Source organism: Sulfobacillus sp. hq2 (assembly GCF_002903155.1).
In the GTDB taxonomy this organism is placed as follows: domain Bacteria; phylum Bacillota; class Sulfobacillia; order Sulfobacillales; family Sulfobacillaceae; genus Sulfobacillus; species Sulfobacillus thermotolerans.
The window spans coordinates 1-14172 of sequence record NZ_NWUL01000015.1 but is presented as its reverse complement, the minus strand read 5'-3'; the positions used below and the strand labels follow the sequence as shown (position 1 = coordinate 14172).

At 53.8% G+C, this 14172-nt stretch carries 13 protein-coding genes; all 13 read left to right on the top strand.

All coding sequences use genetic code 11. The features are described from left to right. The first annotated feature begins 2 nt into the window (after positions 1-2). On the top strand, positions 3-545 hold the full coding sequence (gene hpt, locus CO251_RS01915; RefSeq protein ID WP_103374123.1) for a hypoxanthine phosphoribosyltransferase: 543 nt from the start codon (positions 3-5) through the stop codon (positions 543-545). Continuing rightward, positions 542-2065, top strand: a complete 1524-nt coding sequence (gene guaA, locus CO251_RS01910) for a glutamine-hydrolyzing GMP synthase (RefSeq protein WP_103374122.1) — start codon at positions 542-544, stop codon at positions 2063-2065. The genes hpt and guaA overlap by 4 nt, the downstream gene beginning before the upstream one ends. A 155-nt stretch (positions 2066-2220) precedes the next feature. Then, positions 2221-3525: an adenylosuccinate lyase gene (gene purB, locus CO251_RS01905; protein WP_103374121.1), complete on the top strand. Its 1305-nt coding sequence runs from the start codon at positions 2221-2223 to the stop codon at positions 3523-3525. A 35-nt stretch (positions 3526-3560) separates the two neighbouring features. Next, on the top strand, positions 3561-4265 hold the full coding sequence (purC, locus tag CO251_RS01900) for a phosphoribosylaminoimidazolesuccinocarboxamide synthase (RefSeq protein WP_146038955.1): 705 nt from the start codon (positions 3561-3563) through the stop codon (positions 4263-4265). After that, the gene (purS, locus tag CO251_RS01895) at positions 4262-4510 is read left to right on the top strand and encodes a phosphoribosylformylglycinamidine synthase subunit PurS (protein ID WP_103374119.1); all 249 of its coding nucleotides are present in this window, start codon (positions 4262-4264) and stop codon (positions 4508-4510) included. The genes purC and purS overlap by 4 nt, the downstream gene beginning before the upstream one ends. Continuing rightward, complete coding sequence (gene purQ, locus CO251_RS01890) at positions 4507-5190, top strand: phosphoribosylformylglycinamidine synthase I (RefSeq protein WP_103374118.1); 684 nt, start codon at positions 4507-4509, stop codon at positions 5188-5190. The genes purS and purQ overlap by 4 nt, the downstream gene beginning before the upstream one ends. Next, positions 5187-7355 (top strand): phosphoribosylformylglycinamidine synthase subunit PurL, encoded by a 2169-nt coding sequence (gene purL / locus CO251_RS01885; RefSeq protein ID WP_103374117.1) that lies wholly within the window; start codon positions 5187-5189, stop codon positions 7353-7355. Before purQ ends, purL begins: the two co-directional genes overlap by 4 nt. 2 nt (positions 7356-7357) lie before the next feature. Beyond that, complete coding sequence (gene purF / locus CO251_RS01880) at positions 7358-8770, top strand: amidophosphoribosyltransferase (RefSeq protein WP_103374116.1); 1413 nt, start codon at positions 7358-7360, stop codon at positions 8768-8770. 2 nt (positions 8771-8772) lie between these two features. Beyond that, on the top strand, positions 8773-9798 hold the full coding sequence (gene purM, locus CO251_RS01875) for a phosphoribosylformylglycinamidine cyclo-ligase (RefSeq protein WP_242968213.1): 1026 nt from the start codon (positions 8773-8775) through the stop codon (positions 9796-9798). Continuing rightward, positions 9795-10406 (top strand): phosphoribosylglycinamide formyltransferase, encoded by a 612-nt coding sequence (purN, locus tag CO251_RS01870; protein ID WP_103374115.1) that lies wholly within the window; start codon positions 9795-9797, stop codon positions 10404-10406. The genes purM and purN overlap by 4 nt, the downstream gene beginning before the upstream one ends. Then, positions 10385-11908: a bifunctional phosphoribosylaminoimidazolecarboxamide formyltransferase/IMP cyclohydrolase gene (gene purH / locus CO251_RS01865; RefSeq protein ID WP_103374114.1), complete on the top strand. Its 1524-nt coding sequence runs from the start codon at positions 10385-10387 to the stop codon at positions 11906-11908. Before purN ends, purH begins: the two co-directional genes overlap by 22 nt. Before the next feature lie 30 nt (positions 11909-11938). Then, the gene (gene purD, locus CO251_RS01860; protein ID WP_242968210.1) at positions 11939-13213 is read left to right on the top strand and encodes a phosphoribosylamine--glycine ligase; all 1275 of its coding nucleotides are present in this window, start codon (positions 11939-11941) and stop codon (positions 13211-13213) included. 54 nt (positions 13214-13267) lie between these two features. Beyond that, positions 13268-13900 (top strand): hypothetical protein, encoded by a 633-nt coding sequence (locus tag CO251_RS01855; RefSeq protein WP_242968207.1) that lies wholly within the window; start codon positions 13268-13270, stop codon positions 13898-13900. Positions 13901-14172: the final 272 nt, after the last annotated feature.

Genomic DNA, 14172 nt, shown 5'->3' with positions numbered 1-14172 from the left:
CATTGCAAGCCGCGCAAGGAGAACGATTAGAAGTGTTGTTATCGGCTCAGCAGATCGCTAGCCGAGTTCAGAACCTCGGCAAGCGGATTACGCTGGATTATCAAAACAAGCCGTTGATTTTAATTGGGATTTTAAAGGGCTCTTTTATCTTTTTGGCCGACCTCGTCCGCTATATTGATTTGCCCATTTCTGTGGATTTTATGGCGCTGTCTTCCTACGGCAGTTCAACCAAATCTAGTGGAGTTGTACGCATTATCAAAGATCTTGATCACAGCATTGAAGGCCACCACGTGTTAGTCGTGGAAGATATTGTGGATACAGGTCTTACGCTGAACTATATTTACGGCCATGTGAAATCGCGCGGCGCTCTCAGCGTGAAAATCTGCTCATTGCTAGACAAGCCGGATAGACGGCAGGTGGCGGTGCCCTTACATTACAAAGGATTTGAAATCCCCGACGAGTTTGTTGTGGGATACGGACTTGATGTGGGCGAGCGCTACCGTAATTTGCCCGATGTCTGTAAGTTGGTGAGGACAGACGCATGAACTCTGGAGTGTTAGTGTTAGATTTTGGAGCGCAATATAATCAACTTATTGCGCGGCGGGTACGCGAAGCCCATGTCTTTTGTGAAGTCGTGCCTGGAGACATTGCCTTGGACGAGTTAAAAGCCAAGCAACCGCAGGCGATTATTTTGTCGGGCGGGCCCGCGAGTGTTTTTGAACCAGGGGCCCCGACCATGGATCCGCGTATTTTGTCCTTGGGGATTCCCACGTTAGGCATTTGTTACGGCATGCAATTGATGGCCAAGCTGTTGGAGGGCGGAGTTGAGCCGGCAGCTCAACGAGAATATGGTCGCACGATGATGGAGCTGGACGTCGACTCTAGCCCACTGTTTACGCATATTCCCGCCCAATCGACGGTTTGGATGAGTCATGGAGATCATGTATTTCGTGCTCCTCCCGGGTTTCGTGTGTTAGCACATACCGCGACGACGCCTATCGCAGCGATGGCCGATCCAGCACGGAACTTATGGGCCGTACAATATCATCCCGAAGTTCGCCATACAGAGGGCGGATTTCAAATGCTAGAGAACTTTTTATTTGACGTAGCTCACTTAACCCCTTCTTGGGAGCCTGCTCAATTCATTCCGGAAGCGATTGCGCAAATTCAACGGGAGGTGGGCGCGGGACGTGCGCTCATTGCATTGTCCGGCGGCGTGGATTCGGCTGTGGCGGCGGCTTTAGCACATGAAGCGCTAGGCCCGCGATTAAGCGCCATTTTGATTGATCACGGCCTGATGCGCGCGGGTGAGATTGAAGAAGTGGTGCGTGCTTTTCCAACCTTGGACTTACATGTCATCAACCGTGCGGATGTATTTTTTGACGCGCTCAAGGGTGTCACAGATCCGGAAGCCAAAAGGAAAATCATTGGACGCGAATTTATTGCGGCGTTTGAATACGCCAAGCGCACTGCCGGACATGCTGACGTGTTGATTCAAGGCACTGTCTATCCCGACGTTATTGAGTCCGGAGGGAAAAATGCACGGACGATTAAATCCCATCACAATGTTGGAGGACTACCGGAAGAGGTGGGTTTCACCATCGTTGAACCCTTGCGCTGGCTATTTAAAGATGAGGTACGCAATGTCGGATTAGCCTTAGGGATGCCGGAGAGTATTGTCTGGCGTCAGCCATTTCCGGGACCGGGTTTGGCGGTGAGAATCGTGGGCGAAGTCACCCGGGAAAAAGTGGAGATTGTGCGTCAAGCGGACGCGATTGTGCGTCAAGAGATTGAGGCGCGTGGACTGCAGCGCGCGATTTGGCAGGCGTTTGCCGTGTTGTTGGACGTGCGGTCGGTGGGGGTTATGGGCGACCAAAGGACTTATGGCTATCCGATTGTTGTGCGCGCGGTGCAAAGCGATGACGGGATGACGGCGGATTGGGTGCGCTTGGATCCGGACTTGCTGGAAACGTTAGCGCACCGGATTATTGGAGAAGTGCCGAATGTAAACCGGGTGGTCTACGATGTGACCTCAAAGCCCCCGGGGACCATTGAATGGGAATAAGTCCTAAAGGATGAGGAATAAGGACAGTGGCCATAGAGGACATTAGCTATGGCCACTTTTTTTTGGAAAGGCGGACGGGAAGGGTCGACATTTCCGAACAATTTATATAAGATTACCGTGTAATGTTCGGTTACTGTGAGAGAGGGGATCCCAAGGTGATTAATCGGTATGCGCGGCCCGTGATGCAGGAGTTGTGGTCGGATCAAAATCGCTATGACCGCTGGCTGGATGTGGAACGCTATGTCGTAGAAGCATGGGAGACACTGGGAAAGATTCCCCATGGTGTGGCGGCAAGACTTTCTAAGGCTACCGTCGATCCCAAACGGGTGGATGAGTATGAAAAGACATTTCATCACGACATGATTGCTTTTATTAATGCAGCAGGTGAAACCGTAGATCCTGAAGACGCGAAATACATTCATTTTGGTTTGACGTCTACGGATGTGGTCGACACGGCGTTGGCATCCTTAACGCGCGATGCGCTTATGATTGTCCAAGAGGGCGTGTCACGATTGTCGCAGGCCGTGCGAAAGCTGGCGCTTGAACATCGCCACACGCCGGTGATGGGGCGCACCCACGGGATTCATGCTGAACCCACCAGCTTTGGTCTCAAACTTGCGTTATGGTGGTTGGAACTTGAACGGGATAGAGAACGCATTGTGCATGCCACAGAGAATATCAGCGTGATAAAAATATCGGGGGCGGTTGGCAATTATGCCAATATTCCTCCGGTCATTGAGGCCCAAGTGGCAGAAAAAATGGGGATGAAACCGGCGCCATTGTCGACCCAAGTTCTGCAGCGGGACCGCCATGCCGAAGTCATCACGGCTTTAGCGATTTTAGCGGGGACGTTGGATAAAATGGCTACGGAAATTCGCCATATGCAGCGCACCGAAGTGGGGGAATTGGCCGAACCCTTTGGCGAAGGCCAACGGGGATCATCGGCCATGCCGCACAAGCGAAACCCGGTGATGGCCGAGCAAGTGTCAGGACTGGCGCGCGTGTTGCGTGGTTATGTGGTGCCGGCTTTGGAAGATATGGCATTGTGGCATGAGCGCGATATATCGCATTCGTCGGTGGAGCGGGTCATCTTGCCCGATGCGACAACCTTGGCGGACTACCTGCTCGATGTGATGGGCCGCATTATGGAAAACTTGACCGTGAATACCCGTAGGATGCGACAAAACATCGATATGACGGGCGGTTTGGTGTTTTCCCAGAAACTGTTGTTGGCGCTGGTCGAGGCGGGGATGACGCGCGAAGAGGCTTATAAACGAGTGCAGCACCACGCCATGGAAGCGTCCGCAGATCCGGCGGTCAGCTTTCGCGAACGGGTCCTTGCAGATTCTGTGATTGCTAGCTACTTGACTCCTGAACACATTGCCAGCTTGTTTTCAGTTGACCCTTATCTCAAGGAAGTCGACGCCATTTATGAGCGTCTGGGACTTACCCAAGCCTAAGCGGTATTCGAGTTATTCAAGGAGGACATGCGATGTTGACGGCAACAGAACTGCTTTATGAAGGCAAAGCCAAGAAAGTGTATGCGACAACCGATCCCCGTGTGGTGATTGTAGATTTTAAGGATGATGCGACAGCCTTTAATGGCGAAAAAAAGGGCCAAATTGCCGGTAAAGGCGAAGTCAATGCGGCGATTACCACCCGATTAATGACATATTTAGAAGCGCATGGCATTCCAACGCACTTTCGCGAGCAACTAGATGCACGGCGGCTTGTCGTGTCCCATTTGCAAATGGTGCCTTTAGAAGTCGTGGTACGCAACCGGGTGGCGGGTTCACTTGAGAAACGGTTGGGCCTGGCGGAAGGCACGGTTTTGGATGAACCCGTAATCGAATTGTATTACAAGAATGATGCTTTAGGAGATCCTTTGTTGAATGACGACCACATTCGGGTTTTACAGGCGGCGTCACCTGCCGTGGTTACCCAACTCAAGCAGCAAGCCCGCGACATTAATCGGTTACTGCAGAATTTTTTCGAAGAGCGCGGCCTAATTCTTGTGGACTTTAAACTGGAGTTCGGCATCCAAGAGCATGCTTTGGTCCTGGGCGATGAGATCTCTCCCGATACCTGCCGGCTCTGGGACAAAGAAACGTTGCAAAAAATGGACAAAGATCGGTTTCGCCGCGACTTAGGTGGCGTGGAAGATGCGTACCAGGAAGTCTTGAAAAGGGTGATGTCATGACGTTTGATCTCATAGTCAATGTGGCCTGGAAAGAGGAAATCTTAGATCCGGCCGGGCAATCGACGACGAAAGTGCTCCAACAAATGGGGTATGCCGTAGACAACGTGCGGATTGGCAAACAAATCAGATTGCAAGTCGAAGCCCAAGACCAGGACAGGGCCTTAGAAGCTGGGCGCGAGATGGCGAAACGATTGCTCGCCAATCCTGTTATGGAGACGTATACCGTGCAGGTGGTGGAAGCATGAGAGTCGGTGTCATTTCGTTTCCTGGCTCGAATTGCGATGATGATACGTTGAACGCTTTGGCTGCGCTTGGGGTGGAGGGCGTGCCGTTATGGTACCAGCAGACGGAATTGCCCCCGGTTGACCGTCTGATTTTACCTGGAGGCTTTTCTTATGGCGACTATTTGCGCAGTGGCGCCTTAGCAGCGCAAGCCCCGATCATGGCCAGTGTGGAGCAGGCCATCGCCACACAGGCGATGCCGGTTTTAGGCATTTGTAACGGGTTTCAGATTTTATGTGAACGAGGACTCTTGCCAGGCGCATTGCGTCCTAACGTGTCTGGAGAATTTCTTTGCACATGGGAAACGCTGCGAGTCGTCTCTGTGCCCCAGGGGTTTGTGGGTCTTAAAACGGGGGATTTGTTACGGATGCCGATTGCCCACCATGAGGGAGCCTTTGCGGTGGAGCCCGGTTTTCTTTCCACACTTTTTGATCAGGGACAGGTTTTTTTGCAGTATAGCGACCCCGACGGACAAGTGCATGCCCTGACTAATCCTAATGGCTCGGTGGCCAATATTGCTGGGATTAGCCAAGGAAGTGTGACGGGACTAATGCCTCATCCCGAACGGGCCATGGCCCAATATTTAGGCTCGGTGGATGGCCGTAGATTCTTAAAGGCCTGGCTTGGGGAGGTAGACCAATGACGTACGAAGAGGTAGGGCTGACGGCCGAAGAGTTCACGCATATTTGTGATCAGATGGGCCGCGTGCCCAATGACCTGGAGTTGGGATTGTTTGGCGTATTGTGGTCGGAGCATTGCAGTTACAAAAGTTCCAAAAATTTGCTGGCGTGGTTGCCACATGACGGCCCGGCTGTTGTCCAAGGCCCCGGAGAAAATGCGGGTGTGGTGCAATTGGACGACAAAGTTCATGTGGCGTTTAAGGTCGAAAGCCACAACCATCCCTCGTACGTGGAGCCAGTCCAAGGGGCAGCGACAGGGGTTGGGGGCATCTTACGCGATATTGTGGCCATGGGGGCAAGGCCGGTAGCGTTGGCGGATTCCTTGCGCTTTGGTACCGATGACCCATCCCAGCACTTGCAACACGCGGTGGTCGAAGGGGTGGGGGCCTACGGCAATGCTATCGGAATTCCCACCGTGACGGGTGAGGTCGGCTATGGGGCGGTCTACGATAAAAATCCTTTAGTGAATGTGATGGCCGTAGGATTATTGCCGGCTCAACGTAAGATTAGTGCGCGCGGGGCAAGACCGGGATCGTATCTTCTGTTAGTAGGACAGCCCACGGGCCGTGACGGTATTCATGGCGCCAGTCTTTTAGCATCGCAGGACTTTGGCGAAGGCACAGAACACATGCGGCCTACCGTCCAAGTGGGGGATCCGTTTATGGGCAAGCTGCTTATGGAAGCCACCTTGGCCGCTGTGGAAACAGGCTTGTTGGACGCTGTGCAAGATCTGGGCGCGGCCGGCTTAACGTCAGCTATTGCGGAATTGGTTTATAGGTCGCAGGTGGGAGCTCAAGTTTGGCTCGACGACGTGCCGTGTCGTGAACCGCATATGACGCCTTATGAAATTATGTTGTCCGAAACCCAAGAACGCATGCTGTTGATTGTGGCTCCTCATCATTTGGAAGCCATCGAGGCCATTATGAACCACTGGGAGTTGCCGCATCGTGTCATTGGCGAGGTGACGGAGGAACCCTTGTTAGTGATTGGGACGCGGGACAACCCTCGGCAAGCCGTTTTGCCACCAGAAATTCTGGCCGGCGCTTGTCCGCTCAAGCCGGTACCGGCTAATGGGCGGGATAAAGGGCGCCAGCTTGTGCCGTCCATGCCAGCCTTTAAGCCGCTGACACTTGAGCGCGAATGGGGTTTGAACGTTTTGGGCGCTCCAGAGTGTAAAAGCCGCGCGCCTATTTATCAGCGATATGACTCCATGATCTTGACAAACACCGTTTGGGGGCCTGACCATCCTTTGGCAGTGTTGCGGGTGAAAGACTCTACCGCTGGGTTGGCTATAGCAGTCCGGGGCCCTGGACGCTATGCAGCGCTCGACCCCTACAGCGGGGGGATGGCGGCCGTGGCTCGCGTTATATCGCTGCTCGCAACGCAAGGCGCGCAGCCCCTTGGATTAACCGATGGGATCAATGCGGGCAATCCAGATCGAGAGGACGTATTTCAAGACCTTATGGCCTTGTTGGCCGGGATTGCTGATGCGAGTCAAGCCCTAGGTGTGCCGGTAACCGGAGGCAATGTGTCGTTGCATAACGAAACCAGTGGTCATCCAATTTGGCCAACGGCGGTCATTGGTGCGGTAGGACGCCATTCTTGTCCTCTTGAACCCGTTCCCGATGCGCCTATGGCGGCGGGCATGGATATCTTGTGGGTTGGTCCTGAGGATTTAGGGCTTGGCGGTAGCATTTTTGAATCGCTATATAGTCCGCGCCTGACTCCCTACCCGCGGGCGAATCTTACCCAGCTTGCCGAGGTATTGGCATGGGTGACAAGCCTGGCACGCACGGCACCTGGTATAGCGCTTCGAACCATTGAAGAGGGGGGGCTTTTTGTCGCGATGAGTCGGGCCTTCATAAAGGCACCGGAAAAGCTAGGGATCACGGTGAAAGCTGACGACCCTGTAGTAGAATGGTTGTTTTCTGAAGCGGTTGGCCAGTTTTTGATTTTTTCAACGCCGGAGTCAACGGCACGCCTTTTGGAGGAGAGCCCAAAGTCGGTTACAGTGCGGGTTATTGGTCAAACCACGCTAGATGGGGCACTGCAATTCAGAGCGCACAAGACGTTACACTATAGCCGGGAAGAACTCGAACGGACGTTTGCACAGGGTTATAGGGGGTAGACATGGCACAGGAGTTGCACGATGAATGCGGCGTGTTTGGCATCTATGGCGATCCTCAAGCCGCGCTGAAGTCCTATTGGGGGACATTTAGCCTGCAGCATCGGGGCCAAGAAAGCGCAGGATTGGCCGTCTTGCATGAGGACGCCATTACCGTGAATAAGGGCATGGGATTGGTCACCGAGGCGCTAAAGGTCGAGCAAGAAAGCCAGCGCATTGGCCACGCGGCGATTGGCCATGTGCGCTATTCCACGACGGGAGAATCTTCATTAGTCAATGCCCAGCCGTTGCTGATGAAGACCCGATTTGGTTTGTTGGCATTGGGGCAAAATGGCAACTTGGTGAATGGGGAGTCCTTGCGGGAACGTCTTGAAAGCCAAGGAGCGATCTTTCAAGGGACAACGGATAGTGAAGTGTTGGCTCATTTGATTGCCAGGAGTGCTGAGCCGTCTTTTTATGATGCACTAAAGGAGTCATTGCGCCTGTTAGAAGGAGGCTTTGCGTTTACCGTGTTAACGCCACAAGCCCTGTATGGCGCGCGCGATGTCCACGGCATCCGGCCCTTGGCTCTGGGACAGACCAAAGAAGGGGCCTATATTTTGGCGTCGGAGTCGTGTGCTTTTGATGTGGTTGGGGCTCGTTACGTGCGCGATATCGAACCCGGGGAACTGGTGCGTATTAATGACGATGGGATAGAGACGGACCGTTTCGTCGAAAAAAAGTCGGAACGGGCCTTATGTGCGTTTGAAATGATTTATTTTGCCAGACCGGATTCCCGTATGGAAGGACAAAGCACGCACGTTGTGAGGCGACGCCTAGGACAGATCTTGGCGCAAGAAGCCCCAGCCCGGGCCGATGTCGTCGTAGGGGTGCCGGACTCTAGCATTCCTGCCGCCATGGGATATGCCCAAGCGTCGGGGTTACCCTTTGATTTTGGGTTGGTCAAAAACCGGTACGTGGCAAGGACGTTTATTGCACCCAGTCAAGCCTTGCGTGAATCGGCTGTGCAAATGAAGTTGTCGGCGGTTCGTGATGTGGTATTTGGCAAACGGGTGATTTTGGTGGACGACAGTTTGGTACGAGGTACCACATCTCGCCACTTAGTGCAACTCCTGAGGCAAGCGGGAGCTACGGAAGTCCATATGCGGATTGCGTCGCCGCCTTATACCGATCCGTGCCACTATGGGATTGATACGTCCCGGGCTACAGAACTCGCCGCTCGCAATATGAACATTGAAGAGATTCGTACGATGGTAGGGGCCGATTCTTTGGCCTATTTGTCGCTTCAGGGACTAAAAACCGGTCTTGGGCAACAGGGCTGGTGCATGGCGTGTTTCGGGGCAGGCTATCCCGTTCCTTTAGAGGAACAGCCAGTTTTGCCGCTGATGCAACGACCTATCGGGGTGAAGGGAGATTAGTGATGCCGGAGCCAAAGCGGCCCATGAATTACCGTGACGCGGGTGTGGATATTGACCAGGGTAACGAAGCGGTAAAGAAAATCCGGCCCTGGGCGGAAAAAACCCAGCGTCCCGAAGTGTTAGCGGGTGTTGGAGGATTTGCGGGCGCCTTTGCGTGGAATCAGGCTGGAGTCCTGTTAGCCGGGGCTGATGGGGTGGGCTCGAAATTATTATTGGCCCAGCAGCTCAACAAGCTAGATACGATAGGCATAGACTTGGTGGCCATGAATGTCAACGATATTCTCGCCCAAGGGGGTGAGCCGTTATTCTTTCTCGACTATATTGCTACGCACCGGGTCATTCCCGAGGAAATTGAAACGGTGGTGGCGGGCATCGCTCAGGGGTGTTTGGAAGCGGGCTGTGCGCTTTTGGGAGGCGAAACCGCTGAATTGCCGGATTTATATGCCCCAGGGCATTTTGATTTAGCGGGCTTTGCTGTGGGTCATCAGCGCTATGTACCGCCTGCTCTCCCTGAGCCGGGAGATGTCGTTTTGGGCTTAGCTTCCAGCGGTTTTCATTCTAACGGTTACCAATTGGTCCGGCGCATCATTGCGGACAACGGCGTCGATTTGAACGCCCCTCTGTTTGAGGACAACGGCGTCTCATGGGGCAGTGCGCTCTTAACCCCAACTCGCATCTATGTGAAGGCCGTTCGGGCCTTATGGGATCATGCCATCGTCAAGGCTATGGCGCATATTACGGGGGGCGGTTTAGTAGACAATCTTCCTAGGACCTTGCCCGAAGGGGTCGCGGCCGTTATTCGCAAACAGTCATGGCCGATTTTACCCTTGATGAGTCGCGTGGCCGAAATGGGCTGCCTGGAGGATCAGGAGTTTTATCGGACCTTCAATGCGGGTATCGGCTTTACGGTTGTTGTGGCGCCAGACCGAGTCGGTCAAGCCCAGACCATCCTCGCGCAGCACCAAGTGGCGTCCTATCCCATTGGGCGGATTACCCAAGGTCAAGGTCAAGGGGTGGTATGGGAATGAAATGGGCGGCACTTGTGGGGGGATATGGAAGCAACTTAGAAGCCATGTTGGAATATGGCAATGCGGTGCATTTGGTCATTTCGCATAAGGCCAACGTCCGGGCGCTCGAGGTAGCCGAAAAATATCACGTGCCTCAGGTTGTTTTACTTCCGAAAGCGTATGAAAGTCGACAAGCTTTTGATGCAGCTTTGTTAGCGGTTTTGCAAAAAGAAAACATTGAGGCATTGGCGTTGGCAGGGTACTTGCGTTGGTTGGGCCCTGAAGTCATCGCCCACTACAGGGGGCGGGCCGTCAACTTGCATCCCGCCTTGCTGCCTTCGTTTCCGGGTCTTAATGCCATCGAGCAAGCTTTTGCTCATGGCGTGTTTTGGACCGGGGTTACAGTCCATTTTGTGGATGATGGCCATGACACGGGCCCAATCATCGCACAGGCGGCGGTACCACGGTACCGCGAAGATACGTTGGACGACTTGCGGGAACGTATTCAGCATCATGAGCACCGTCTGTATCCTCGAATTGTGGAGGCGGTCGACAAGGGGATCGTTCATCTTGAAGGAGAACATGTAATCTGGGAGGAGTCTAAATCGTGGATCAATGGGCATTATTAAGCGTTAGTGATAAGACGGGTATCGTGGAATTAGCCCAGGGGTTTGTGGATCAAGGCATTGGGTTGTTAGCGAGTGGCGGAACTTATCAATACTTACGAGATCACGGCTTAACCGTCAAGTCGTTGGAAGACCTGACGGGTTTTACAGAGATATTAGGCGGCCGCGTGAAAACACTGCACCCGCGCATTTATGCGGGAATTTTATCACGGGAAACCCCTGACGATGTTACCGACCGTCAAAAAGTTGACGCACCCCATGTGGTGGCGGTCGTTGTGAACTTGTATCCCTTTGAGGCATTTCTCAACCAAGGGGCGGATCAAGCCACCCTAATTGAAAAAATTGATATTGGTGGCGTCGCTTTGATTCGGGCTGCGGCCAAGAACTTCCAGCACGTGGCCGTGGTGGTTGATCCTAGTCAATATGCCACCGTTCTGGCCAAGCCGCTTCATGCCGTGACAGTGGAAGAGAGGCGGCGGTGGGCCTATCAGGCCTTTAACCATGTTGCGTACTATGATGCTTTAATTGCGCAGAGTTTTGGGGATTGGGAAGGCCACCAAGCGGAGCTACCGGAACTATACGTCGTGGCAGGCCGCAAATCGGGCATGTTGCGTTATGGAGAAAATCCTCATCAACGCGCGGGGTTTTATGCCCAGACACGGGACGTCGGATTTCAGAGTGCAAAGCTTCATCAAGGGAAAGCCTTGTCTTATAACAATTTAGCGGATGCTGACACCGCTTGGCGTCTAGCCGCGACGTTGACGGCACCGGCTGCGGTGGCGGTGAAGCATCAGACGCCCTGCGGCGCGGGGGTGGGGCAAAGCCTCGCTGAGGCATATGAGAAAGCGTATCAGGCCGATCCGGTATCGATCTTTGGAGGCATTGTGGCCTTAAATGGCATCGTGGATGCGCCATTGGCCAACCGCCTCACGGAGATTTTTTTGGAAGTTATCATTGCGGAAGGATTTACGGATGAGGCTTTAAAGGTGTTGAGCGCCAAAAAGAATGTGCGAGTACTGGAGATGCCCTTTGTGTTGCCCGAGCAGTCAGAGGAAATTCGCACGGTAACCGGTGGATTTTTGGTCCAGGAGCGCGACCGTATTACCGTTCCGTGGCAGTCGCTAAAGCAAGTGGCGGGACCGGCGGTATCACTGGCAGAATACGAACAGGATATTACGCTAGCTTGGGCAACTGTGGGATTTGTGAAGTCGAATGCGATTGTTGTTGTGAACGAGGGCATGACCGTGGGAATAGGTGGAGGGCAAACGAACCGCATTGATGCGGCCAGGCAAGCACTGGCTCAAGCGGGTGATAAGGCCCATGGCGCCGTTTTGGCATCCGATGCCTTTTTCCCGTTTGGGGATGTGATGGAAGAAGCCGCGAAGCACCGCATTGGGCTTGTAATTCAGCCAGGTGGCTCGGTGCGGGATAACGAGTCCATTGACGCCGCTAACGCCCATGGAATTCCCCTGTTCTTTACGGGAGAGCGCCATTTTCGGCATTAAAAAGTGCGCAAGGAACAGGAGGCGATGGTCATGCTAGCTTTACGCGATATGCAAGGGATTGTGGTGATCGGATCAGGCGCTCGCGAGCATGCGATTTTGTGGGGGTTAGCGCAACAAGCGCCCCAGGTGCCGTTGTATGCAGCTCCCGGGAACCCGGGTATGGAACAGTGGGCTTCATGCCTCGGATTGGACACCGTAGCCGATATTGTGCAGTGGGCAAGTCAGCAGTCCGGGCCGTTGTTGGTCATCATTGGACCGGAAGGCCCTTTAGCCGAAGGCTTGTCGGACCACTTGCGAGCTCAAGGCCATGTTGTGGTGGGGCCTTCCAAAGAAGCAGCCAGACTGGAGAGCAGCAAGGCGTTTGCTAAAGAGTTTATGGACCGTCATCACATTCCAACTGCTCGTTGGACATTATTTCATGAACCTAGCGCGTTGGCCGCCTACACTGCGCAATATGCTGAGTGGCCCTTGGTACTTAAGCAAAGCCGCTTGGCGCAAGGCAAGGGGGTCGTGGTAGCGGCTGACGAGACAGTGGCCAAAAAAGCTATTGCGGAGTGGTCGGAGGATCCGACGGTTTATGACGATGGGGTGATTGCCGAAGCTTGTCTTGTCGGACGTGAGGTCTCGGTGCATATTTTGACGAATGGCCAAGACTATGTATGGATGCCATTAGCCCAAGATTATAAGCGCTTAAGCGAAGATCCGCAGAGTCCCAATACCGGCGGCATGGGGGCGTATGCGCCCGTCACGTGGCTGACGGATGCAGACCGAAAGGCGATTCAAACCGCCGTGCTCGACCCCTTGATGCAAGCAATCCAAAAAGACCATTTACTTTACCGCGGTGTGTTGTACGTCGGTATTATGATGACGGCGCAAGGTCCCATGGTGCTCGAGTTTAATGTGAGGATGGGCGATCCCGAAACGGAGGTTATTATTCCGATTTTGGATGTGGACTGGATTCAGTGGTGGTGGGAATTGGGCCAAGGGCACTTACATGCTCAAACATTGCCCGAACCCGCCCGTGCGGCCGTCGCGGTCGTGCTAGCCTCTGACGGCTACCCGAAAACCCCTCGGCGTGGGCAGCCGCTCGCGATAACGCCGACAGAAGAGGCGATTGTCTTCCAAGCGGCGACTCGCCGTGATCCGAAGGGACAACTTCAAGCGAATGGTGGGCGGGTATTGACGGTTGTAGGACTTGGAGCCAGCATTTCCGAGGCGCGGCGCCACAGTTACCAGCAAGTGACCGCCATTGATTTTCCTTTCAGCTGCATGCGGCACGATATTGCGCTTGAGGCGTTAGAGTAAATTTTAGGTTAATGGGGCATTCTGAACACATGAAACTGTTCGGAGGTGCCACTAGTGCACAATGGGCTTCGTAAGACCTTCATGGTAACGGCTACGGGATTGCTGCTGTGGACTGCTGCGGGCTGCAGCTTTACCATGGGAGCTCCCGCCCCAGAACATGGCAGTACAGCCTCAACGAATCAAACGGAGGGCACTGCTAGCTCGGGCAGTTCCTCGTCTGCGAGCGGTGCGTCATCAGGGAGCTCGGGGGGAGCATCTGGGGCTTCAGGCGGGACGGAACCCTCTATGCAAATTCAAAAAGCTGTTCGCGATGAGATGGAAACACCGAAAATGCAAAAAATGATAGCGGAAACGGTTTCCACGTCGCAGTTGCAACAAGCGTTGATGACGCCGGCTGGCCAGTCCACCATGGAGAAAGCCTTACTCATGGTGGTCAATAGTCCTACGTTTCAAAAGACCTTGGAAATGGATGTCACAAAGGCCATGAGTACATCTAAGGTGACACAGATTATTGATACCGCAGTAAAGGCGAGTCTTATGAAGATGGCGACGAGTTCATCCAGCAGTGCGTCAGGAGGTAATGCATCAGGCGGCACGAGTTCTTCCTCCACGTCCAGCGGGGCGTCCTCTTCGATGAGTGGGGGGCAGGGGTCCTCTGCGACAAAAAGTGGGTCGGGAAGCGAATAAGGCTGGGGTCGATATCGCGAGCCCATGTTCGGGCAGAACCCCGTCAGCAACCAGGATACGGCAGGCTGGTGTTTCCATACGGAAAAGGAAATAAAAATTTTCTTTAGTACCACAGGGATGGAATCCCAAATTCATGAACGTCCTCAGTCCTGGTTAAAAAAACCTACGATAATCTCTTTTGGGCTTTTCTCGGCCCCTAACGGGACCCGCAGTCCTCACAGGATTCGTCTGCTCGGGGGTGGCTTCCGCCCCATCGCGTGGGGATGTTTTCC

Excerpts from the sequence above, each read along its gene's own strand:
- guaA (WP_103374122.1), top strand. The coding sequence starts at position 542 with ATGAACTCTGGAGTGTTAGTGTTAGATTTTGGAGCGCAATATAATCAA.
- purS (WP_103374119.1), top strand. The coding sequence starts at position 4,262 with ATGACGTTTGATCTCATAGTCAATGTGGCCTGGAAAGAGGAAATCTTA.
- purQ (WP_103374118.1), top strand. The coding sequence starts at position 4,507 with ATGAGAGTCGGTGTCATTTCGTTTCCTGGCTCGAATTGCGATGATGAT.
- purL (WP_103374117.1), top strand. The coding sequence starts at position 5,187 with ATGACGTACGAAGAGGTAGGGCTGACGGCCGAAGAGTTCACGCATATT.
- purF (WP_103374116.1), top strand. The coding sequence starts at position 7,358 with ATGGCACAGGAGTTGCACGATGAATGCGGCGTGTTTGGCATCTATGGC.
- purM (WP_242968213.1), top strand. The coding sequence starts at position 8,773 with ATGCCGGAGCCAAAGCGGCCCATGAATTACCGTGACGCGGGTGTGGAT.
- purN (WP_103374115.1), top strand. The coding sequence starts at position 9,795 with ATGAAATGGGCGGCACTTGTGGGGGGATATGGAAGCAACTTAGAAGCC.
- purD (WP_242968210.1), top strand. The coding sequence starts at position 11,939 with ATGCTAGCTTTACGCGATATGCAAGGGATTGTGGTGATCGGATCAGGC.